This window comes from Streptomyces sp. NPDC060000 (assembly GCF_042737375.1).
GTDB lineage: Bacteria > Actinomycetota > Actinomycetes > Streptomycetales > Streptomycetaceae > Streptomyces.
Genome location: NZ_JBHWUU010000099.1, coordinates 12,020 through 34,399, shown reverse-complemented (window position 1 = coordinate 34,399; position 22,380 = coordinate 12,020). Strand labels below are relative to the sequence as shown.

Annotated in this window: 15 protein-coding genes and 3 pseudogenes; 12 read left to right on the top strand and 6 right to left on the bottom strand. The window is 68.2% G+C overall.

Annotated features, from left to right (window positions below):
• Positions 1 to 222 precede the first annotated feature (222 nt).
• A complete protein-coding gene (locus ACFWBB_RS37085; RefSeq protein WP_385281908.1) occupies positions 223 to 3,264 on the top strand; it encodes a Tn3 family transposase in 3,042 nt (1,013 codons plus the stop codon).
• 8 nt (positions 3,265 to 3,272) lie between these two features.
• Here the strand turns inward: ACFWBB_RS37085 and ACFWBB_RS37080 are convergent.
• Positions 3,273 to 3,609: pseudogene (locus ACFWBB_RS37080) on the bottom strand (cation transporter dimerization domain-containing protein); the annotation flags it as partial.
• A gap of 317 nt (positions 3,610 to 3,926) precedes the next feature.
• Here ACFWBB_RS37080 and ACFWBB_RS37075 point away from each other — a divergent pair.
• The 3 genes and pseudogenes from ACFWBB_RS37075 to ACFWBB_RS37065 form a co-directional block, all read left to right on the top strand.
• A complete protein-coding gene (locus ACFWBB_RS37075) occupies positions 3,927 to 4,682 on the top strand; it encodes a transposase family protein (protein ID WP_385281905.1) in 756 nt (251 codons plus the stop codon).
• A 16-nt stretch (positions 4,683 to 4,698) separates the two neighbouring features.
• Positions 4,699 to 5,091 (top strand): hypothetical protein, encoded by a 393-nt coding sequence (locus ACFWBB_RS37070; RefSeq protein WP_385281902.1) that lies wholly within the window; start codon positions 4,699 to 4,701, stop codon positions 5,089 to 5,091.
• 95 nt (positions 5,092 to 5,186) lie between these two features.
• A pseudogene (locus tag ACFWBB_RS37065) lies at positions 5,187 to 5,333 on the top strand (IS5/IS1182 family transposase); the annotation flags it as partial.
• A 177-nt stretch (positions 5,334 to 5,510) separates the two neighbouring features.
• On the opposite strand, the gene ACFWBB_RS37060 reads toward ACFWBB_RS37065, so the two are convergent.
• Positions 5,511 to 8,138 (bottom strand): glycosyl hydrolase family 28-related protein, encoded by a 2,628-nt coding sequence (locus ACFWBB_RS37060; protein WP_385281899.1) that lies wholly within the window; start codon positions 8,136 to 8,138, stop codon positions 5,511 to 5,513.
• Positions 8,139 to 8,817: 679 nt separating this feature from the next.
• Between ACFWBB_RS37060 and ACFWBB_RS37055 the strand changes: the two are divergent.
• The 4 genes and pseudogenes from ACFWBB_RS37055 (at position 8,818) to ACFWBB_RS37040 (ending at position 13,867) form a co-directional block, all read left to right on the top strand.
• Positions 8,818 to 9,433, top strand: a pseudogene (locus ACFWBB_RS37055) (recombinase family protein).
• Between the two features lie 19 nt (positions 9,434 to 9,452).
• On the top strand, positions 9,453 to 9,593 hold the full coding sequence (locus ACFWBB_RS37050) for a hypothetical protein (RefSeq protein WP_385281896.1): 141 nt from the start codon (positions 9,453 to 9,455) through the stop codon (positions 9,591 to 9,593).
• A 54-nt stretch (positions 9,594 to 9,647) separates the two neighbouring features.
• The gene (locus ACFWBB_RS37045; RefSeq protein ID WP_385281893.1) at positions 9,648 to 11,285 is read left to right on the top strand and encodes an IS1182 family transposase; all 1,638 of its coding nucleotides are present in this window, start codon (positions 9,648 to 9,650) and stop codon (positions 11,283 to 11,285) included.
• Between the two features lie 179 nt (positions 11,286 to 11,464).
• On the top strand, positions 11,465 to 13,867 hold the full coding sequence (locus ACFWBB_RS37040; protein WP_385281890.1) for a hypothetical protein: 2,403 nt from the start codon (positions 11,465 to 11,467) through the stop codon (positions 13,865 to 13,867).
• A gap of 252 nt (positions 13,868 to 14,119) precedes the next feature.
• Here ACFWBB_RS37040 and ACFWBB_RS37035 read toward each other — a convergent pair whose 3' ends face one another.
• Together ACFWBB_RS37035 and ACFWBB_RS37030 are read right to left on the bottom strand one after the other, a co-directional pair.
• A complete protein-coding gene (locus tag ACFWBB_RS37035) occupies positions 14,120 to 14,500 on the bottom strand; it encodes a hypothetical protein (protein WP_385281888.1) in 381 nt (126 codons plus the stop codon).
• Positions 14,497 to 14,754, bottom strand: a complete 258-nt coding sequence (locus ACFWBB_RS37030; protein WP_030042321.1) for a hypothetical protein — start codon at positions 14,752 to 14,754, stop codon at positions 14,497 to 14,499. Before ACFWBB_RS37030 ends, ACFWBB_RS37035 begins: the two co-directional genes overlap by 4 nt.
• A 500-nt stretch (positions 14,755 to 15,254) precedes the next feature.
• Here ACFWBB_RS37030 and ACFWBB_RS37025 point away from each other — a divergent pair, with 500 nt between their 5' ends.
• Positions 15,255 to 16,181 (top strand): hypothetical protein, encoded by a 927-nt coding sequence (locus tag ACFWBB_RS37025; protein ID WP_385281884.1) that lies wholly within the window; start codon positions 15,255 to 15,257, stop codon positions 16,179 to 16,181.
• 76 nt (positions 16,182 to 16,257) lie between these two features.
• Here the strand turns inward: ACFWBB_RS37025 and ACFWBB_RS37020 are convergent, their stop codons facing one another.
• Positions 16,258 to 16,524 (bottom strand): hypothetical protein, encoded by a 267-nt coding sequence (locus tag ACFWBB_RS37020; RefSeq protein WP_385281882.1) that lies wholly within the window; start codon positions 16,522 to 16,524, stop codon positions 16,258 to 16,260.
• 260 nt (positions 16,525 to 16,784) lie between these two features.
• Complete coding sequence (locus ACFWBB_RS37015; RefSeq protein ID WP_385281879.1) at positions 16,785 to 17,921, bottom strand: hypothetical protein; 1,137 nt, start codon at positions 17,919 to 17,921, stop codon at positions 16,785 to 16,787.
• A 310-nt stretch (positions 17,922 to 18,231) separates the two neighbouring features.
• Here ACFWBB_RS37015 and ACFWBB_RS37010 point away from each other — a divergent pair, with 310 nt between their 5' ends.
• The 3 genes from ACFWBB_RS37010 (at position 18,232) to ACFWBB_RS37000 (ending at position 22,053) form a co-directional block, all read left to right on the top strand.
• Entirely contained in the window at positions 18,232 to 18,972 is a 741-nt protein-coding gene (locus ACFWBB_RS37010) for a hypothetical protein (protein ID WP_385281876.1), read from the top strand.
• A 197-nt stretch (positions 18,973 to 19,169) separates the two neighbouring features.
• A complete protein-coding gene (locus tag ACFWBB_RS37005; RefSeq protein WP_385281873.1) occupies positions 19,170 to 20,768 on the top strand; it encodes a hypothetical protein in 1,599 nt (532 codons plus the stop codon).
• Positions 20,769 to 21,009: 241 nt separating this feature from the next.
• A complete protein-coding gene (locus ACFWBB_RS37000) occupies positions 21,010 to 22,053 on the top strand; it encodes a hypothetical protein (protein ID WP_385281870.1) in 1,044 nt (347 codons plus the stop codon).
• The last annotated feature ends 327 nt before the right edge of the window (positions 22,054 to 22,380 follow it).

Below are 22,380 nucleotides of genomic sequence, written 5' to 3'. Positions count from 1 at the left end.
CCAACCGAACCCACGGATCTACCGACCTGAAGCAGATCGGTGGACCTGCGGGTTCAGGCTGAAGGACCTTCGGTTTCCTTGAACCCACGGGGATCCGGGGGTGCCGGTAAGAATGCTGTCACCAGCCGCAAACGGCAGTGATCTTGCGGGGCGTCACCCGTGTGGGTGAGTCCGGGGCGTACGGCTGCGGTGGGTGAAGCTCTGCGAGGACGATCTGCGATCGTGGCCCGTACTCCGTTGGACCTGGACGAACTGGTCGAGCACTGGACGCTGTTGAAGGACGAGCAGGTGCTCGTGTCCGGCAAGCGCGGTGCGACGCGACTGGGCTTCGCCGTGCTGCTGAAGTTCTATACGCGGTCCGGCCGGTTTCCCCGGAACCGGGCAGAGCTGCCCGGTGAGGCCGTGGAGTTCGTCGCCCGTCAGGTGCAGGTTCCCGCCTCGGAGCTGGAGTCCTACGACTGGGCAGGCCGCACGGTCGAGTACCACCGCGCGCAGATCCGAGAGCACCTCGGCTTCCGTGAGTGCAGCGTCGCGGACGCGGAGAAGCTGACGGCGTATCTGGCCGAGAACGTCGCGCGCAGGGAACGCAGGCCCGAGCAGGTTCGGGTGGAACTGTTGGCCCGCTGTCGCGAGGAGAGCATCGAGCCGCCTACGACCGGCCGGTGCGACCGCATCGTGGGGGCTGCCCTGCGGGCGGCCGAGGAGTCTTTGACGGCCCTGATCTCCTCCCGGCTGACCGTGGAGAGCGTGGAGCGGATCGTGGCTCTGGTGGCCGGCGCCGACCAGGACGACGCCGGACCCGCGGGCGGTGGTACGGAGGGCGAGGACGCGCCACCGGTACTGGCGAAGGTCAAGGAGGCTCCGGGCAACGTGAGCCTGGAGACGATGCTCACCGAGATCGACAAGCTGCTGACGGTGCGGGCGATCGGGCTGCCGCCGGATCTGTTCATCGACGTCGCGCCGAAGGTGGTGGCCGGCTGGCGGGCGCGGGCCGCGGTGGAGTCGCCTTCCCATCTGCGGACGCACCCGGTGCCGCTGCGGGTGACCTTGCTGGCCGCACTGCTGCACGAGCGGGAGCGGGAAATCACCGACACGCTGGTGGAGCTGCTGATCTCCACGGTGCACCGGATCGGGGCGCGGGCGGAGAAGAAGGTCACCGAGCAGCTCATCAACGCGTTCAAGAAGGTGTCGGGCAAGGAGAACATCCTCTTCAAGCTCGCCGAGGCCTCGCTGGGCACCCCGGAGGGGACGGTCCGCCAGGTCGTGTTCCCGGCGGTGTCCGGGGGCGAGGCGACGCTGCGGGAGCTGGTGCACGAGTTCAAGACCCGCGGCCCGGTCTACCGGCGGACCGTGCAGACCACGTTGAAGGCGTCGTACACCAACCACTACCGGCGCGGGCTGATCAAGCTGCTGGACGTGCTGGAGTTCCGCTCCTCCAACCACGCCCACCAGCCCGTGATCGAGGCCCTGGCACTGGTGGCCCGGTACGCGAGCGCCGGGAACACGACGTACTACCCGCTGGGCGAGACGGTGCCGGTCCACAAGGCGATGAGCGGGGACTGGGCGGAGGTCGTGCACCGCACCGACAAGCGGGGCCGGCACCGGGTGGTGCGCATGGTCTACGAGGTCGTCGCCTTCCAGGCCCTGCGCGATCAGCTCAAGTGCAAGGAGATCTGGGTGGTCGGCGCCGACAAGTGGCGCAACCCCGATGAGGACCTGCCCCAGGACTTCGAGGCCCGGCGGGTGGAGAACTACCGGGAGCTGCGCAAGCCGCTGGATCCGGCGGCGTTCGTCAACGAACTGCGCGAGCAGATGACGGCCGAGCTGACCCTGCTCAACGACGGGATGCCGAAGCTGTCCTGGCTGGACATCGCTGAGCGGAAGTCCGGGGCGATCCGGCTGACGGCGGCCGAGGCCCAGCCCGAGCCGCGCAACCTGCGCAGGATCAAGGGCGAGGTACAGCGCCGGTGGGGCGTCGTGCCGCTCGTCGACATGCTCAAGGAAGCGGTGCTGCGGACCGGCTGCCTGGACGCGGTCACCTCCGTCTCCGGCGGCGGCAGCCTCTCGACGGCGGTGCTGGCGGAGCGCCTGCTGCTGGTCATCTACGCGTACGGCACGAACACCGGGATCAAGGCAGTGGCGTCCGGCGGCCACGGCCACACCGAGGACGAGCTGCGGTACGTGCGGCGCCGGTATCTGTCCGCCGAGGCCGCCCGCGCCATCGCCGTCCAGATCGCGAACGCCACCTTCACCGCCCGCAGCACCGAGTTGTGGGGACAGGGCTCGACCGCGGTCGCCTCCGACTCCACGCACGTGCGCGCGTACGACCAGAACCTGTTCACCGAGTGGCACTCGCGCTACGGCGGCCGCGGGGTGCTCATCTACTGGCACGTGGAGAAGAAGTCCCTGGCCATCCACTCCCAGCTGATCAACTGCACCGCCTCCGAGGTCGCAGCGATGATCGAGGGCGCCATGCGGCACGGAACCACCATGGACGTGGAAGCGAACTACACGGACTCGCATGGCCAGTCGGAAATCGGGTTCGGCATCACGAGGCTGCTGAACTTCGACCTGCTACCGCGTATCAAGCGGATCAACAAGGTCAAGCTGTACCGGCCCGTGGCCGGTGAACCGGACGCCTACCCGCAGCTGAGCCCGGCGCTGACCCGGCCGATCCGCTGGGAACTCATCACCCAGCAGTACGACCAGATGATCAAGTACGCGACCGCGATCCGTACCCGTACCGCGTCCACCGAGGCGATCCTGCGCCGCTTCACCCGCAACGCCTCCCACCCCACGTACGCGGCGATGCTGGAGGTCGGCCGTGCGCAGAAGACCATCTTCGTGGCCCGCTACCTCAGGTTGCGAGACCTCCAGCGGGAGATCGAGGAAGGTCTGAACGTCATGGAGTCCTCCAACGGCGCCAACTCCGTGATCGCCTACGGCAAGGGCGGAGAGATCGCCTCGAACCGGCGCGACGAGCAGGAAATGTTCGTCCTCTGCCTGCGGATTCTCCAGTCCGCTCTGGTCTACGTGAACACCCTCATGCTCCAGGACATCCTCGACGAACCCGAGTGGGCCGACCTTCTCACACCCGCCGACCGACGCGGCCTGACCCCGCTGTTCTGGTCCCACATCCGCCCGTACGGGGAGGTAAACCTCGACATGGACACCCGCCTGAACCTCACTGCGGGCTCGACGGTTCCCCGCCCTCGTACCGCAGCGGCCGTCGAGCAGCCGGTGCTGAGCCCCAGGGATCCGTGAGTGCCCGATTATGAACCTGGAGGGTTGGTCGGGGTGCAGGCCTCGGTGTGGCGGGCGAGCACGACGTCTGGTTTGCCGTAGCCGTCGGTCAAATCGGGGTGGACGGTGGCGGCAGCCAGCCGGGGAACGGCGTGGATGAGGCGTGTTCGGCGGCGACCGCGAGTTCGTGGGCCCGGACCACGGTGAGCTGCGGGGCGACGACGAAGTCGGCTTCAGCACCCAGTGTGTGGCCGATCCACGTGCATGCAGACCTGTCCGACGTCTCGGGCGGGCGTCGACATCGCGCAGGGCGCGTTCGGCCGTGATGACCAGATCGGGGTCGACGGAGCCCATCAGGCGCCGGTAGCCTCACGGGCTCCTCGAACGGCGCGGGAGCCTCGTGCGTTGCAGCCACCTTCCGACCTTCCCCCCAAACGCCTCGGCCGACCAAATGCTCGACCGCCCCGCTGTCCGCCCCCTGATGCGGAGAGCCTTCTCGTGTATTGGTGCGGCCTGCCCATAACCGCCCGCCATACGCGTAGCGAAGCCCTGAGAGGCGGCACTGAGCCTTTTCCAACCTGACTGCGGCGGCCAGGTGTTGGAAGTTGCCAGCTGTACGGAACGACGAAGCTCCTGATAGACGGGTCTCGACCAAGATCACCCGTGTCCGCCAGGAGCTTCGCGTGCTTGCCTACCCCTCGTCGATCGATCTGTCCGGCCGCACCCTGCGCTACCTGACCACGCGGCTCCGTGCCCGGCAGCGAGAGATCGGGACCCGGTGGCGACGGCTGCCCGTCGGCCCACAGGTCCTGCTCGTCCTCGCCCACCTGCGGTGCGGGGACACATACGCGCGGCTCGCCGCCGGGTTCGGCATCGGCGTCGCGACCGTGTACCGGTACATACGTGAGGTGATCGACGTCCTGGCCGCCGCCGCGCCGACCCTGACCGAGGCGATGAAGACCGTGCGGGCGAAAGCCTTCGTGATCCTGGACGGCACCCTGCTGCCGACCGACCGGATCGCCGCCGACACCCCGTACTACTCCGGAAAACACAAACGCCACGGCATGAACGTCCAGGTCCTCACCGACCCGTTCGGCCGACTGCTGTGGGCTTCACCGGCATTGCCCGGATCGACCCATGACCTGACTGCCGCGCGTCGCCACGGCATCATCGACGCACTCACTGAAGCCGACGTCAAGTGCTGGGCGGACAAGGCTTACCAGGGCGCCGGGCGCCCCGTCCGGGTGCCGTTCAGGGGCCGTCGGCTCAAACGCTGGCCGCGGCGACACAACAGCACCCACGCCAAGATCCGCTGTCTCGGCGAACAGGCCATGGCCACCCTGAAGGGCTGGCGCCTTCTGCGGAGGCTCCGCTGCAGCACCAACCGGATCACCGACATCGTGAAGTCCGTCGTGGTCCTTCACCACGCCTCAACCTGAGGCTAGAAAGATCTCCATGAGTTTTGACATCTTCGTGTGCCGGTTCGAGAACGGTGAGCCGGCGACGCTGGACATGAGGGCTGCGCACGAGGTCCTCGATCCCTATGCGGTGGCGCGGGATCCCGGGACGGACTTCCTGCTGGTGAGTACGGCGGAGGGGGAGGAAGCGGGTGTGTACTTCAACAACCCGACCGGCATCACCTTCAACCGCTTCGGAGGGGGCGGGATCATGGACCTCCTGGCCGTCCTGCTGCAACGGCTGGATGCCGTGCTCGTCGTCCCGGGCGGGCCGACCATGATCCAGCGGGACGAGGACCGCGAGCTTCTGCCCGCCTCCCTCAGGGAGGAGTGGCCCGTCGTCTTGGCCCGTACCGGCGCGGAGATCGACCGGGCGATCCGGGCTTCCTGAACGAACGGGCGAGGGGCCTCCCCGGGGCGTGTCACCGGGAACGGCCCCGTCGTCTCCGCGCGCGCGGCCGCCGGCCAGTACGCCTCCGCCACAGCAGCCGCGCCAAGATCCGATGCATCGGCGAGCAGGCCATGGCCACCTTCAAAAGCTGGCGCCTCCTGCGAAAGCTCCGCTGCAGCACCAACCGGATAACCGACATCGCGAAGACCGTTCTCGTCCTTCACCACGCCTCAACTGAGGTTGGAAAAGGCTCACTGACCCTGCCGGCCTGCTCAGCCGCGAAAAAGTTACGCGTCCCTGCACGGTGTCATACCGTCACGACGCGCGTGTGCTCACATAGTTGGCGACAAGTCAAGCTGGAACAGTCGCCGCCTTCGATGAGATGCGGCATCCCCGGTATCAGCTCCGTCCGCCTCCGCTTACCCCCCCAACAGGCCTCCCAACAGGTGTGCCGCTCTCAGCTTGTCAAGAAGTGCGTTGAAATCTCTTTTCAGCTGGTCAAGGTCAGTCGCGTGCGAGTTCTCCTGATCTGTCACGCCCTGTGGAATCGGTTCAAGGTACTTTTTGTTTGCGGGAACATCCAAGTCATAGAGCGTCTCCCACTCTAGGAAATGGTCCTCAGTCGTATCACCAACAGTTTGGCTCCAGGGCGGCGGATCTTGACCGGAGACGTTGAGGTGCGGGTTCAACGGCCCGTCCTTCTTCTTGTACGCCTTCAGTCGATAAACGAAGCGATTGCCGGGCGGCAGGGGCGTCGGCTTGACGGTTTGCCCTATGCTGTAGTGCTTCCCGGGAGTCCAGGGTTGGCAATGGGGCGCTGACCCCCATCCACACGCAGCCGCCACCGCCCACCCGATCGGGCCTTGGCGCGTTGCATCATTGTAAGCATTGAGGATCAGATCGCCCGGGCTGTAGAAGTCGCAGCTACCCACAGTGGTAGTGAAGGGGTTTCCGCTATAAACAACACCAATTCTCCGCTCATTATCAGGTTTTCCAATCCAGGCTTCCGGAAGCATTAGTTTGCCGGGAGACGGACCGTTTTCGTGCGAGGTTAGATAGTACGTAGTAGGGAAAGGCGCTCCAATCAGAGACGTTTCAATCCTGCCCTTGAGAGGGTGCTCAGGAAAAGATCTCGGAGCTCTCTGGACTTGGGTACGGAAGAGGGAATCCCCCGCGACGGGATCCAACTTGCCGTCCATCGTCACAGACTGAACATCCTGAATGATCGTGGAATCTTTATTACTACTTCCGAGGGTGTTGGACGTCACGATCGAAGGCGGGCATTCGCCCAGGCATTCCCATATCACATCGCCATCTCTTGTCAGACTCCCGAGCGTTGGGACCGTTGTTGCGGTTGCGGACCATTCGTCAGGCATACCGGTCGAACTAGCTCCGCTAGTATGCCCGCCGACTTTTGCTTCAAATAGGTATCCTAGCGCCTTTGGGGCCGGTTCGCCTAGTTTGGGGTGGGGCGGCGTTACCTGCTCGCCCTTATCTATATCGATCCCACCCTTGACGATCCGATAAAATCGCACTGTGGAATAATTATTTGTCACTTTCAGGGCAGAGGGTCCAGATCCTCCTCTGACGGCGCCATAGCCCCAGTACGTTGAGTCTGGGGTGATGTCCATGTCCCCTCCGACTACAGCGATATGCTGTCCCATGAATACCGCCGGTGCATCCGCTTCGGCATAGCAACCGACGTACACGGACCACGCGCCATCGCTTTCGGAGCTGATGTTTCGGTGCTGGTTTGTTTCGGTGTGACACGAAACGAAGGTGCAGCCGAGGTACGAAGCATCATGAATTCCATCACGCCCGTTATCTGTGGCAGAGACGTTCATGACCAGCATGGTATTTGTATTATCCTTACCCTCGCTGCCGATGTCGAGCCCATGCTGACCATTGCTAGAGATGAGGCAATCACGTATCTGTGTGAGGTTGGCATTAACTACCGGCGCGAAGCGAGGCGGGTAGCTTGCGTATATCGTTATTCCGTTACGCCTGAAGCCAGCGACCCGCACCTGCTCGATCCACGGGCCGTGCGCCAGAACTCGTACGCCATCCATCTGCGGAGTCTGGTGGAGATCGCTAGCGGCGGTACCCCTCCGTTGTAGGGGTTTCGACTCGAGGGTGAACTGGCGAAGCACAGCATAGTCAGCACGACCGCGATCGGGCAGGTCGGTATAATAGCCCGTCAGGGCAATTGCGCAATAAACGGTCTCTCCGGCACCTACTCCGACTTTACCGATACCGCCTCCGATACCTGGAATGATTGGAGGGTCGTGTGGAGGGGGGTCAAGGGGATTGGTCCTGGTGGAGAGGTTGAAATCTGCGTGAACGCTTGCGACATCTGCGATTATTCGGGAAGTTCCTCTGAAGCCAAGGCCGGCTCCCTCCAGAATGCAGCCGTTCGAGACGACAAGGGGCTTCGTAATCAGGTAGTCGCCCGGAGGAAGGTAGACGACTTTGCCGTCGGACAACGGGTCATAATCCGGCATCGTTCCGAGTCGCATTGCGCAGTCCAGGGCATCTTGGAGCGCGTCCGTGTCGTCGGTCTTTCCATCCCCTGCCGCTCCGAAGTCGAGCACGTTCAGCCGCGTGTCGCGGCGGGGCCGGATTGTCACCATGCCCGAGGCGTCACAGTCACCGATCCAGTTCGGAGCGCTGATGCAGACTTTTGCTTTTGTCGGATCGTCTTTGCGCACGCGCACGGCGTTAGCCCGCACGAGTTTTCCCGAACTGTTGACGCCAACCGCGCCAGGCTTTCCGGGGCCTAGGCTGCCTGCAACAACGCCGCCTATTTGAACATCGACCTTCGCCTTGGCGTCCGCCGTCTGCAGAGCAATCCCAAAGAACGGAAGGGTATGCAGCGTCTGCAACGTCTCGTCGCTGGGGGGGGTTTTGCTCTGCGGGACAGCAGGGGCGACTGCAGGGCTGACGGCGGTGGCCGGTGATCCGGGGGTGGTCGGTGATTTGGTGATGCGGACCGCCTGGCCGGCTGTGACCTTCTGGGCGGCTTGCATGGTGACGATGACGATGTCCATCGGAATTTCTCTTCCGTTGAGACTTCGTTGGCGAACGCAGGTCCAGGGAACACGTCAGTTCCGGGAGCGGCCTCAGGGGAGGCCGGGCGATGGTCCGCGCTAATCAGCGCTAGAGGTATCACTGAATCCCTTATGGACGCCTCCTCTAAGGATAGGCGCGCCAACCCGTCTCGGCGATTTGAGATCGCGCACCACTGCCCTGGTCTGGCACCGCGAAGGGCAACATCAACGCGCCCGTACGCGACGCCCTCCTTTCCATGAACTCAGGCCCCCTCTTCCACGTCCCGGCTCGGCGCGTCCGGCCAGTTCGACTCGAAGACGGTGCAGGCTCTCGCCGCAGGGCTTCGACAGAGGTGCTCGATGTTCGGTTCGTAATCACATGAGTCCGAGCAGGGGTGAGCGGCCGGCGGGCATCGCGGGCATTGCCCTGAAGGGCGGAAGCCGTGGCGGTCTTGCGCGTCTTGCTCATCAATCGACCGATTGATAAGCAAGATCGGTAAGTGGCGGCGCGGGACCGGATCGACGCCGGATCATGCCCATGAAACGGTGTCAGAAAGTCGATGTGCTCAAGAACTTGAGGGGCACCCTTTTCTGTACGATCTGGCAGGTGCAGCCACCCCAGGATGACGACGCCGCCGATCTCCTCACCCCCGTTCCGGCCGTACGGACCGGCAGCCTCGTGGGATACGCACGCGTGTCCACCAAGGGGCAGTTGCTCGACCGGCAGATCCAAGCACTCAACACAGCGGGCTGCATCCGGATCTTCTCCGACAAGAAGTCCGGCAAGAACGCCGAACGCGAGGAACTGTGGAAGGCCCTCGAACTACCTGCGCGAGGGCGACACCCTCGTCGTCCCGTCGCTGGACCGGCTGGGCCGTTCCATCCAGGACCTCATCGCGATCGTGTCCGGCCTGCGCAAGCGCGGCGTCGGCTTCACCTCGCTGCACGAGGCGCTCGACACGACCACGCCCGGCGGGCGCCTGGTCTTCCACGTGTTCGCGGCCCTGGCGGAGTTCATCCGCGAACTCATCGTGCAGGGCACCAATGAGGGCCTGGACGCCGCCCGTGCCCGTGGCGCCCGGCTCGGCCGCCCGCCGGCGATGACGGAGGAGCAGGTACGTCACGCCCGCGACCTGCTCGCCCGCCCGGAGAACACCGTCACCTCGATCGCCAAGCTCCTCGGCGTCTCCAGGAACACGATCTACAACTACGTGCCTGAGCTGAAGGGCGGTCGCCTCGCACTCGCTGAGGCGACGAGCACGGCGGAACTGCCCCAACCGAGGTCCGAAGACTGATCACCGCCGTTTGCGGCTGGTGACGATCCTGCTGGCCTATTTCGTGCCCGGCGTGGCTGGCGGCTCGTTAGTCGGGGCAGCAGCGGCCGTCTTGGCGTTCCCGGTCGCGGGTGGGGTGTGGGATGTCGATGCAGCCGAGGCCGTGGCCGACGGTGCCTGAGCTGACCGCGCAGGTGGCGCGGGCGGTGGCGGCACGGGCCCGTACCCGTTGGCGATGCGGGTCCGTGACGAGCTGGGCGAGTTATTCGCGGATGCCGAGTTCGCCGAGGCGTTCGGAACCAGAGGGCGGCCAGGCTGGTCACCGGGCCAGCTCGCGCTGGTGACGGTGTTGCAGTTCACCGAGAACCTCACCGATCGGGCGGCAGCGCATCGGGTGCGGTACGGCATGGACCTGAAATACGCGCTCGGCCTGGAGCTGGATGATCCCGGGTTCGACGCCTCGGTGCTGTCCGAGTTCCGCACACGGCTGGTCGAGCACGGGATGGAGGAGAAGGTGCTCGACCTGCTGCTGACCGCGCTCAAGGACCGGGGCCTGGTGAAGGCGGGAGGTAAGCAGCGCACTGACTCCACCCGCGTGCTGGCGGCGGTACGCGATCTGAACAGGCTGGAGCTGGCCGGGGAAACGCTGCGGGCCGCGCTGGAGGCGCTGGCCTGTGCGGCCCCGGACTGGCTGGCCGAGGCGGTACCCGTTCGCGAATGGGCCGAACGCTACGGCCCACGGACTCACTCCTGGCATCCGCCGGCTTCCCCAAGCAAACGCGAGGAGATGGCCCTGGTCTACGGCCGGGACGGGTTCGCACTGCTGGAGGCGGTGCATGCCCCTGATGCTCCGTCCTGGCTGCGCGAGCTCCCGGCGGTGCAGGTCCTGCGCACGTTATGGGTGCAGAACTACCACTGCACCGTGACCGAGGGCGGCACGGAGGTGAAGCGGCGGGAGAGCAAAGACCTCCCGCCCGGCAGACTGCGGCTGGCCTCTCCGTACGACACCGACGCGCGCTATGGCCTCAAACAGGGCTCCTGGTGGACCGGCTACAAGATCCACATCAGTGAGTCCTGCGACGATGCCGATGACCAGGACCCGGCTGCCGACGGCCAGGCGCTGATTCCCGGAGCCGACGGACCGCCGCCGCGCTTGATCACCGGCATCGCGACCACCGACGCCACAGTGACCGATGCGGAAATGACCGAACCGGTCCATCACATGCTTGCTGCCCGCGATCTCCTGCCCGCCGAGCACTTCCTCGATTCCGGTTATGCCTCCGCCGAGTTGATCGTGGGGATGAAGAAGAACTTCGGGGTCACCCTGGTCACCCCGGTCCTGATGAACAGCTCACCCCAGGCGCGTGCCGGCGCCGGGTTCGACCGCACCGCGTTCACCATCGACTGGGACAAGCGGCAGGCGACTTGCCCACGCGGGGACACCAGCACCTGGTGGAGCCCTGCCACCCTGCGCGGCACCAAGGCCATCGTCATCAAGTTCGACAAGGAGACATGCCGCCCCTGCCCGGTGCGCGACCAGTGCACCAGCTCGAAGACCGGTGGCCGGACCCTCTCTCTGCAACCCCGCGAGGTGCAAGAAGTCCTCGACCATGCCCGCCTCCAGCAGGGCGACGAGCAGTGGCGAGCCAAGTACGGAACCCGCGCGGGCATCGAGGGAACCATCCACCAGGCCGTCGCGGTCACCGGGATGAGACGTGCCCGCTACCTCGGTCTCCAGAAGACCCACCTGGAGCACGTCTTCTCCGCCGTTGCGCTCAACCTCATTCGCCTCGATGCCTGGTGGAACGGCCACCCGCTCGACCGCACCCGCGTCAGTCACCTTGCCCACCTCGGCCTCTCCCTCGCCGCGTGACCGAATAAGCCAGCAGGATCGGTGACAGCATTCTTACCGGCACCCCGATCGGGCTTCATCGCTGAAGGATGCCGTACGCCCCAGGCCCCGCAGCAGTCTGCCGCCCTGGAGCGGGGCGGGCTCCCCAACAGGAGTGCCGCGGGCATAAGTTGGATCCCGCAGGTGATCATCATTCGGGGGTGGGTGTGGCAGGCCGGGATCTGAGGGCTCTGTTCAGTACGAACGACCGCAGCGTGCAGGCCGACGAGGCGTTCACGAACCGCGCCTCACAGTGGGAGACGGTCGCGGCCGCGCTCACCGAACACATCCAGCGCATCAGCGCACCCGGCTTCGACGCAGAGGACCTCGAGGCGCCCCGCAACCACGTCCTGGTCTTCCACGGAGTGGGCGGCATCGGCAAGACGACCCTGTCCCGGATGCTGGAGGCGGCGCTCACCGACGCCGGACGGCGGCCCTCCCAGTGGGGCGAGCCCGGCTGGCCGGCCGACCGGATCCTGCCCGTACGAATCGACCTCGCCCGCTCCGCCGGCACCGACTTCGAGCAGATCGTGCTGACGATCCGGGCCGCCCTCACCCGGATCGGGCGCCCCCTGCCCGCCTTCGACCTGGCCCTGCGCCGCTACTGGGAGGCCAACCACCCCGGCGAGCCCTTGGAGGAGTACCTGCGCCGCGGCGGTCTCGGCTCCCGGTTCGGGCAGGCCCTGCCGCAGCAGATGCAGTCCGCGCTCGCCGACGTCGCCCAGGCGCTCATGCTGCCCGGCACCATCGGTTCGGCCGTCGGCCAGGTCACCGGCGCTCTCATCGGCGCGCTACGCGAACGCCGCCAGACCGTCCGGGCCCTGGCGGGCTGCGCCCGGCTGGCGGACCTGCTGGAGGCCGAACCCGACCTGGACGCCTTGTCCTTCTACCCGCACCTGCTGGCGTGGGAGCTCGCCCGCCTCCCCGAAGGCAAACGCGTCGTGCCGGTCGTCCTGCTCGACACGTTCGAGGACATCGGCGACCGCACCCGCCGCGACCTGGAACGCCTGATCCAGCGGACCGTGTGGCTCCTGCCGAACGCCTTCTGGATCGTCACCGGCCGCTCCCGTCTGCAGTGGGCCGACCCCGCCCTGCAGGGCCAGCTCGACTACACCGGCCCCGCCGCCTGGCCCGGTCTTGTCCACACGGCTGTGCCTGCCGCCCGCACCTCCACCGGTGCCGGCACGGCGCGGCAGGTGCTGATCGGCGAACCCATCCGGCAGGTCATCACCGCCCGCTCACACGGCCTACCCCTGTACCTCGATCTGTCCGTCGCCCGGTTCCTGGAGCTCAGCCGCAGCGGCCGCACCCCGCAGCCCGGCAACTTCGACCACGACTTCCCCGCACTGGTCGCCCGCACCCTGACCGACCTCACCCCCGACGAACGCCACGTCCTGCGCTCAGTGAGCCTGCTGGACGCCTTCGACGTGCCGCTCGCCACCCAGGCCGCTGGCCTCACCCACGAAGGGCCCGCCCTGCGGCTGACCGAGCGCCCCTTCGTCCGCGACGATCCCTTCGGCCTGTGGCCGTTCAACCTGCACGGCCTGATCCGCTCCGCCGTACGCAACGCCGACGACACCACCGACGACCGCTGGACCGACCACGACTGGCAGCAGGCAGCCCAGCGCGCCCTCGCCACCCTGGGCGAGCAGTACCAGAACGCGCCCGGGCCGGACCGGCTGCTGCTCATCGCCTGCCTGCGCCAGGGCCTGCGCCTGGCCCGCGACCACCGACTGGACCTCGACTGGCTCACCCTGGCGGCCTGGACCTACATCAGCGACTCCGTGTGGGAACCCCTCGCCCCGCCCGACACCGACGCCGGGGCCGGCCTCGGTACACCCGCCGGCGCCTTGGTCGAACTCCTCAGCACCCTCGCCCGCGCCAGCACGAACACCGCGCTCGAACCGTCAGCCGACTCACCACCGTCCTCGACACCAACCTGCTGCCCGGCGACCTACAGGAAATGGCGCTCTACTACCGCGCCAAGTCCCTTCGCGACACCGGCCGTGCCACCGAATCCCGCCGGGACTACCAGCAGGTCGCCGACCAGGGCGGCCGCCTCGCACCAGCCGCCCGCCGCGGCCTGGCCCACGCCGCGCGCCTGGCGGGCGACTTCCCTACCGCCCTCGCCACCGCCCAGAACCTTGGCTGGGAAGGCCGCCACCACCGCGTGCTGGGCGACCTGTACTGGCTCCAAGGCCAACCCGAGCGCGCCGCCGCGGCGTACCTCGCCGGACGCACCGAAGCCGAACAGCACGGCAAGGCCGGCGAGGCCGCCCACAACCAGGCCCTGCGCGCATTCGCCGTCGCGCTCTACGCCCCCGACCAGGCCACCGCGGAAATCGACCTCGCCCACCAGCTCCTGGTCGGTCTCCACTTGCGCGCCACCACCATCAACGTCCGGCGGGCCGAACTCATCCGCGATGCCGGCAGCGACAGCGTCGACGATCAGATCGCTACGCTGCGCACCGAACTCGATATCGCGGGCCTCGCCTCGCTGGCCCCCGCGATCGAGCTGGCCGGCGCCTTTCACCAGGCCGTCCTTGACGATCGCACCGCGCTGAACGCCACCCTCACCCGGCTACGAGAACAGACGTCCGCCGAAGATCACGCATACTTCGTCGACATCGCCCACTTCATGGCTGGCCTCCCTCTCGACTCCCCGTCACCAGCACGGTGGCTCGAAGGACAACAGCCCGCGCGCCAGCGGTGGCGGGGCCTGGTCACCGCCAGGCGCGGTCACCTGCGCGCCACCCGATGAAGCACTGCGGGCCCCGCCGGATTCCGGCGGGGCCCGCAGACGTCTGCTGCTGTGATCAGGGGGTGAGGTCCAGTACGCGGACCGGTTCACCTGCCCACCGGTGCGGGGCAGCGGTCGCGATGATCGCGCCGTCCGGACGGTCCGGGGTCGGCTGCGCCGCGTACTGGCTGTGCGCCGCGGCCCAGGTCTCCTGCCGCGCGACGGCCAGGGCTGCAGCCAGGTCCAGATCGAGGACGGTGATTCCCGGCAGGGAAGCCAGATGCTCGGCCGTGCCGGGCCGGGCGCGATCGGCTTCCACTAACGCGCACGCTGGGGCGTACAGGAACCAGCCCGATTCGGCATGGGCGCGGTGGATCAGACGGGAAGCAAGGACGTTGCCCTGGCCGGCTGCGGCCATCGCGGTGTCGTCCAGGACGATGTGCACAGCGTCGCTCACCGGCTGGTCACCTGGGCCAGGCGCCGGTCCAGCTCGCTGTCCAGGTCCTGCTCCTCGGCAGCGGTCGGCGCGTAGCCGTTCCACTCCTTCAACGCGGCCAGTGCCTTCTCCGCCCGCTCGGCACGCTCGGCCGGAGTCAGCAGCGTCTCAGCGAGACGGGCGAGATACGCGCGCAGCGACAGACCCTCAGCGGCAGCTATAGCGGCCAGCCGGTCCTTGGCTTCCTCGGGGATACGGACGTTGGCATCGGACATCGTCGTGCTCCTTCCTACCTCGCAAGGGTACGGGTACGTACCCGTACCCGCCATACGCCTGATTTCAGTCACAACCCTGTTGTCTGGCTGAATCCAGTGCAATGCTGTGACGGCGGTGATCCTTCAACCCCCCGTGGAGGCCCCACCTCTGGCCCCGCCCGTGCGCTGTCACCTGGGCGGGGCCGCGCCGTCCCTCCCGGCCCTTCCCACGGGAGGGCCGACGCCTGTCCGCGTCCCTCGGAGGCGGGACCGGCCAGGTGGTGACGGCGTGGACGGCCTCACCCGATCGAAGCGTCAGCCGCTGCGCCTCCTTGCTCCTCAGCCGCGCACCGGATGTCATCAGCACGGGCACCGTGAACGCCCGGCCGCGCGATGGAAGACGCCCCCGCAGCTCCCTCGCCGAGGACCGGCCAGAAGCATCACCCACCGCACGACACCGTCCGCACGACCTCAATAAAAGCGCTCACCGCCGGGGGCCGGTCCGGCGCGGAAAAGCAGCCATGCCTCCTCAGGCCGCCCTGGCCCTCACCGAAGACCGCCGCCGCAGCACCGGCGAATCCCACCAGGCGCTCTGCGCACTCCTCAGGGACACCGGCGGCCAGCCACTGCGCATCCCCGCAGCCCGCCACCCGGAACAGGCACAGATGGAGACCGCAGTCTTCCTCGCCTGCTGCAAGATCGGCGGTCTCTCTGCGCATCCCCTGGGCATCGTCCAAGTCCGACCCGGTGAAGACCAGCTCGCCCTCCGGCTCGCCAACGAGCCCTACATCGTCCGCTACTGGGCCGAGTTTCTCCTCCCGCGCCTGAACGACTATGACGAGTTCTCGGATCCCCAGGACCGGATCATCGGCGTGCCCGGCCTGCGCTACCGCCGTGAAAGGGGCGGCATCTGCCTGTACCGCCCCGGCACGCCGGCCAGCATCCTGCTCACCGGCTTCACCCCCCACTGGTGGGACCGTGTCGTCGACCGCCTCACCGACTACGACCTGCTGCAATCCAAGCCGGACTGGACCCCCGAGGAACGCGCCGCCTACGCCGCGGCTGCTGCCTCGCCCTGCGATCCGCCCTCCATCTACTCACCCCTGCTACGCCGCATCCGGGCGACCGCCGGGCCGGGACCGATCAACAGCACCGACGCCTGGCACGCCGTAGGCGGCGACGTACGGCTGGAGACGACCGACGGCCCGCCGTGCCCCGACCTCATCCGGCTCCTGGGCGACGGCCCCACCGGCCTCGGCTGGGAAGTGGATCACAAAGGATGCACCTGCCTGTGCGATCACACCCACTCCGACGTCGGGTGCACCATCGACTTCCGTGAGCCGACAACCGGACGGTTCGTGTACTACTCCAACACCAAGTGGGGCCGCACACTCGGCGACGGCCGGTGCGACAGGATCGCGGAAATGAACCGCGCCGCCTTCACCTGAACGCATCCAAGGCCGCGCCAAGCTCGTTAGGGGCGAGCTCGTAGGTGACCGCCGGGTCGCCCGAACGGTGCTGCCGTCAGTCGGCAGCGCGGCGTTCATCGTCCAGGTGGACCATGGCGTAGCCGCGCTCATCCGGGTGACGGGCCAGGCGGGCCATCACCCAGGCGGTCCGGGCGTCCATCCCCTCGCCGAAGTCGGCGGCCAGGCGGCGCGCCTGCCACGTCGTGCGCGGGGCGAGGACCCACCGCACGAGCGAGAAGCGAACGCGGCCGGTGCCGGCTGTCGTCCGGCCCGCCCCGCCGGGGAGGTCTTCGGGGGCGCCGGGAAGGTTCAGGTCGGTCACGATCGCGAGTGTGGCGACGGCCACGGCGCTATGACGGCCGCGGGGCCGGAGATCACCGGAACGGACGGCGCTGCATGGTTTGGGTTGACGCCCGAGAGGCGCGGCAGCGGAAGCTGTGGGCTCCCACCAGCCGGTGAGAGCCCTCCATGTCTGAAGCCTGGGGTATGCGCAAGGCCAGGCTCCCAGTAATGCCCCGGGCCACCTGGCCTCACGTCTTCCTGGAGCCCACGGCTCCTGACTCTCCTTGAAGGCTAGTGCGCTCAGCCCTCCAGGAAGCTCGGCAGGCGGGGCTGGAAGAAGTAGCCGCCCTTCTTCGCGGCGGCGATGGCGGCAGCGGTCGGGCCCTCGCCGGCACCGACGGGGACGTGCGGGTAGACGCAGTCGACCAGGTCGTACGACAGGTCGTCGGAACAGCCAGAGCCGACCACGGCGCAGATCGGGCGGCTGTATCCGCCGGCTTCGGTCCACACGCCGGGCCAGTCGGGGTGCTGCTCGGTGACGTGCACGGCGCAGTGCTGGCACTGGACCTTCTGCTCCTTGCCGGTCAGCTTCCCGGCCGGGCGTGCCTGGGCGGCGTCCAGGATGTGGCCGACCCGCTGCACAGACTCGCCCTCCAGGCGGGAGCGGTCGCACACCGGCCCGTATTCGTTTTCCACGCTGACCAGCACGCCCGGCCAGTGCGGGTGCCGGTCGGTGACCGGCGCACCGCAGCCGGCGCAGTCGCGGACACTCAGGCCGTGCGCGCGGAACAGGGCGAAGGTCTCCTCAAGTAGCGGCCCGTATGAGCGGCCGGGTCCGTCGGCGAGCGGCGCCAGGGCGAACAGGGGCAGGTCCTTCTCCGCCAGGCGCACGTCCTCCCACGTCTGCATCCCGGCCATCGGCAGGCTCTGCGCCCAGCCGATGCGCGGCACGCTCGTGGTCGACGGCCGCTGCACGGTCTGAAGTTCAGGGTGGCGCAGGTTCTCGGGCACGTACGCGGCGAGGAGGCGGTGCAGCTGCTCCACGGCCTGGTCCTGATCGTCGGCGTCCAGCCAGCTGGTCTTAACCAGCTCCCGCAGAGTCCCCCGCGGGTAGAGCGCCATCTCATACGTCCAGCCGTCCGCGCCGTGGCGCAGACTGCGCTCGTACTCGCCGGAGTCGTCGAAGGAGAAGCACGACAGGACACCGCCGACCTCCTCCGCCGCCGCGAGGGCGTCGGCGACCGTCGCGTAGGCGTCAGTGAAGTCGCCCCACGGCGTCGCCAGCGGCCCGAAGAGAATGTCGTCCATCGACGTCAACTGCGGCAGATTCGCCGCCACCGCCGCGAACGTGGCGGCGTTCCGTGACGCCGCGGCCGTGCACTGCTTGGCCTGCTTCGCGTGCTTGGCCGCCCGCTTCTGCTGTGCCCTTTTCCCCATCGTGCCCGCCTGTATCGAAGGTGTGCGGTATCGACCGGTAAACGGGGAAGCGGGCTGTTCGTAACGAAGTGCCGGAGTGAAGGGATTGGGCCGCGCAGCAGAGACCCTGCGCATGGTCGAGTACATCGACCAGGACGTCACCGCCTCGCTGGGCCAGACCACCCGTGTGCCTGACTTGCCGCGTACCCGGCCGTGATCCGCATCCGGTTCAGCGCGCAAGCGGAGCCGGTCGGGTGGTGCTGTCGTGTCCGCATCTGTGGGGTGCTCGTTGACCGGTGGGGGCCGGCCGACGAGCAAAGGGAGACCGCCGATGGGGCGGATCAAGAAGAAGCGCGCGGAGCGTGACGTGCGCCGCCAGCCTGGGGTCCAGCCGCAGGCGGCGCCGCCGTTCCCGCAGGCGGAAGTTGAGCGGGTCATGCGGCTGTGGGACCGGGCGATCGACACCGGGTTGATGGCCGGCGGCACGGATGTGAAGTACCACTTCACCCCGGACGGCAAGGTGCTCTCCGTCGCGGTCGGCAGGAGCGGGCAGGTGCTGGCCAACGGCGAACGGCTCACGCCGTCGGTGGCCGAACGGCTGCGGGAGGAAATGCCGCTGCTGGCGGGGATGGTCACCTTCTACGAGAACAACCAGCTCGCCGGCCGCGGCCTGGACGGTGCGCCCCAGGACGGCGTGATGCCCCTACTGCCGCCCGCTGGCCCCGATCCAATGCCGGCGGTGGACGAGGAAGCCTTGGCCGAGGCTCAGGCCGCCACCGCGGTGCTGGTACGTCAGGGCAAGGTCGCCGAGCCGGTGGGCGCGATGGTGATCCCCGCCCAGAGGGGCGGCGTGCTGTTCGCCGTCGGAGGCCGGGACGGGGAGCTGTACGTCAACGGGCGGGCGCTCACCCAGCAATGGGCCGACGCTCTGCGGTCCGAGGTGCCAGAACTCGCCTCGGACATCGACCGGCTCCAGGCCATGCGTGCGGAGTGGCTGGACACGCCCCCGCAGGACCGCACGCTGGCGCTGGCCGGCAGCTGCACCGACCCGAACTGTCACACCCCGCACTGAACGAACAACGCGCAGCCCGGGGGCCAGGTGCTGGCCGGGCAACGCATGCGACGGTCGTGCATGCCGAAAAGGCCGGGCGAGTTCACCAGCCTTCTCCCCCTGGCGCCGCATACGGTGGCCTCGCCTCCCGCGCACACGCCCCGCACGGCGGAAAGCGGCGGCACGCATCGCAGACACGGCACGGGGGGAAGACCTAGATGACGCAGGCCGCGGTGAGCGAGCTGGAGGAGCGGGTGCCGGGACGCCGCTGGACGGTGCGTCTGGACGCCGCCGGCCGGGGCAGTGCGGCCGTGCGCATCTCGTGCAGCCGTCCCGCCTGTGCCGAGCAGCGCCTGCCGTCCGCGGCCGCCGGCCGCGCGGCCGCCATCGCCCACCTCAAGGCCCACCTGCGCGCCGCCCCCGCCCCCAGGGCCGGGGCGTACTGCGCATGCAAGCTGGAAGGCTGCAACACCCACATCCCCGACACCGGCTGGCACACGCGTGCCGAACCCTGGCGGTGCGGCGGCCCGGTCGTCCTGGCCGTGATCACGGACCGGGAAGGACGCTGGTGGCAAGCCATGGAGTGCTGCTCGAGGTGCGCGGCCGCAACCCCCGGCGCCAAGACCGCAGCCACCTCCCAGCCGCCCAGCCCGCAGACCACCAGCCGCTCGGCCCCCACAGCCACGGGAACCGGCACGAGCGGGCCGCAGTTCTCCGACCACCAGGCCGCCACCGGGACGGCAGTCCCGGCTCCCCGCTCCGCAGCTGCACGGCGCCCCCCGCAGCAGGCGAAGATCGCCCAGCGGGTCATCCCCCACAATCTGCGACCCACCGCGCTGCGGGACGAACTCATCGAACTCGGTGACCTCTTCCGCACCTACCAACAGCGAACCGAACCCGACCTGGCGCTGCTCGCCGACCTCCACGAGCGAAAAGCCCGCGCCTTCATCGCCTGGGCCGACGCCAGCGGCATCCTCAGCCTGCGGGTAGAGGCCGTGCGTGCCGAACAGGCCGCCGCTGCCGCCCGCTTGCAGCACGAACAGCGCACGGGCCGGACCTCCAGCGGCCCCGGGCAAGCCGGTACCGGACCAGCTGGCAGTGAGCCCATCAGCAGCACTGAGGCCGCTGGCAGTGGGCCGACCGTGGGCCGACTGCTGACCGTGCGGACGCAGTGGGACCACGCGCGCTCCGTCCTCGCGCACGTGGCCGACCACAGCCCGCTGCCCGGCCCGGAGGCACGGCTGCTCACGCTGATGCTGACCCTGCGCACCGCGCACACCGGCACCGGCAACCTCGTCGGCCAGGACCTCACCGCGCTGGGCCTGACCGACCCGGAGGACCTGGTCGAGAAGCTGACCGGCTGCGGCTGGCTCACCCTGCCCGGCACCGCCGGGGACCTGCTCGCCTCCCGGCCGGAGAACCCCACCCCGATCACCGTCCCCTCCCTGGCGCCCCACGAGGACACAGCGGCCCCGTTCACCTTCGGCAAGAAGATGCGGCCCAAGCTCTCCGGCTGGGCCCAGAAGGTCATCTCGGACAAGAAGCTCCGCAAGGCCAAGGCCACCGCCGGCACCCGGCTGCTCGCCCTGACGCTGGCCACCCAGACCGACGCCTCGGGGATCCTCGGTCCCGGCGGTCAGGGCATCGCCCTGAACACTCTCACCACCTGGGTCCCGGTCGATTCCGGCGAACTGCAGCACCTGATCGACCAGCTGACCGCAGCGGACTGGCTCACCGACGCCACCCTCACCGATGCCCTGCTCACCGGGCAGCTGACCGAACGCGTGCTCCCGCTCACCTGTCCCCTCCAGGCTTGACGTACAGGACCCGTCCGAGTGAACCGGTGAGGATGTCGTCCGTCCCCGGCCGTGGTCGTGCTGGATGCTGGTCGGAACTGGCCCGAGGCGGGCCACGTTCCGACCGCCGCCCGATCCGGCGTACCGGAACGCAAGGAGCGTGGCATTGCACCGGCCTGCACCACCGTGATCACACACAGCAGCTCGTCAGTGTTCGTTGACGTGCCGGGATCGGGCCGAGGCGCGTCAGGAAGGCACTGTCGTGAGCGACCGCTCCTCGTGGGAATCCCGCAAGCTCCGCTACTGGGCCGAGTGCAGTGGGCAGTCCCGCCGCGCCAGCCTTCGAACCAGCCACCCGGCACCTGCGGCCTCGCCGGCGCAGGCGCGGCTGGAGAGCCGCGTCCTCGAGCAACTGGGCACCTCCCCGAGTCTGTGCGCGCACCCCTTCGGCATCGCCTCACTGACCAGCGCCACCACGTCCCTCACCCTGCACCTCGACCCCTACATGGGCCAGGAGCGGTACTCCTTCCCCGAACACTGTCTGAGTCGTCTGCTGCTCTCGACTCCCGCACCGGGCACCGGGGACGATGTGCCCGGCATCCCCGGCCTGCGGGTGAGCGGCATCGAGGCCGGCGGCCGACAGCTGCACCTGCACACGGTGAGCCCGGGGCAAGCGGCAACCCTCGTGCTCGTTCTGCCCCGCGGGCTGGCGGAGGGCTGGGCCGACATCGAAGGCCGGTACCGGCACTGGTGCGAAGACAACGGGCTGCGACCGCTGTGGACGACCCCGCACCTCGATCCCGTTGAATCCGGCTACCTCAACGCCTATCCCAATCTCGAACGCTCGCGAGCCAGGCGGGCCGCGGTGGGCAGCGCTCTGCTCCGGCGTATCGCGCTCTTCCACACCGTCACCGCGTTCTACCGTGTCCAGTGCTGGGACGACGGCGACAGCTGGAAGATCGACGCCCGCACCGCCCACCCTCGGGCCCTGTGGCACGACCAGCTCCTGCAGCGGCTGTGCCACCCGCGATGGGGCCTGCTCGTGCACGTGGCCCACCGGTTCTGCCACTGCGCCGAACCGGACGCCCCCTACCAGTGGGGCCACACCTGCGCCTTCTACTTCGACAGCCACGACGAAGACGACCCTCTCTATCTCCGCGTCCACGCCAGCCCCGAAGGACGCGACTACGACCGGCAGATCGAGACGCTGCACCAGGTGGGAGCATCACAGAACTGGATGGCCCGAGCTTTTCCACGCCGCGCTGTCCAGCACCACGACCAGCACCATCAAGCGGAACAACTGTGATAGCGGCAGGGAAGGCAGCTCATGCCTGGACCGGATTTGCCGCCGGCGGCGGATCCCATGACCGCGGAAGCGTTGCTCAGCCGGTGGCCCACCGGCGCGCAGAAGGTGGAACTCCTTCACGGCGTGCTCGTCTTCGTCGGCGACTTCGACGAGCGTGACCTGGAGACGGCGCGGCGTACCTATCGATGCGGCAGTAGGGCTGGCAGTGGCGCAGCAACGACCCTGAGCTGTATGCGGCGTGAGGTCGATCGCCGTCTCGAATGTGAACGCCTTGGTCAGCGTGGTGGCGAGCTTCTGTCCCGCGCGTCGACTGGCTCGACATGGGCA

Coding starts and splice junctions, on each gene's coding strand:
- ACFWBB_RS37070 (WP_385281902.1), top strand. CDS start 4,699: ATGAGTTTTGACATCTTCGTGTGCCGGTTCGAGAACGGTGAGCCGGCG.
- ACFWBB_RS37060 (WP_385281899.1), bottom strand. CDS start 8,138: ATGGACATCGTCATCGTCACCATGCAAGCCGCCCAGAAGGTCACAGCC.
- ACFWBB_RS37045 (WP_385281893.1), top strand. CDS start 9,648: ATGCGGGTCCGTGACGAGCTGGGCGAGTTATTCGCGGATGCCGAGTTC.
- ACFWBB_RS37030 (WP_030042321.1), bottom strand. CDS start 14,754: ATGTCCGATGCCAACGTCCGTATCCCCGAGGAAGCCAAGGACCGGCTG.
- ACFWBB_RS37025 (WP_385281884.1), top strand. CDS start 15,255: ATGCCTCCTCAGGCCGCCCTGGCCCTCACCGAAGACCGCCGCCGCAGC.
- ACFWBB_RS37015 (WP_385281879.1), bottom strand. CDS start 17,921: ATGGGGAAAAGGGCACAGCAGAAGCGGGCGGCCAAGCACGCGAAGCAG.
- ACFWBB_RS37010 (WP_385281876.1), top strand. CDS start 18,232: ATGGGGCGGATCAAGAAGAAGCGCGCGGAGCGTGACGTGCGCCGCCAG.
- ACFWBB_RS37005 (WP_385281873.1), top strand. CDS start 19,170: ATGACGCAGGCCGCGGTGAGCGAGCTGGAGGAGCGGGTGCCGGGACGC.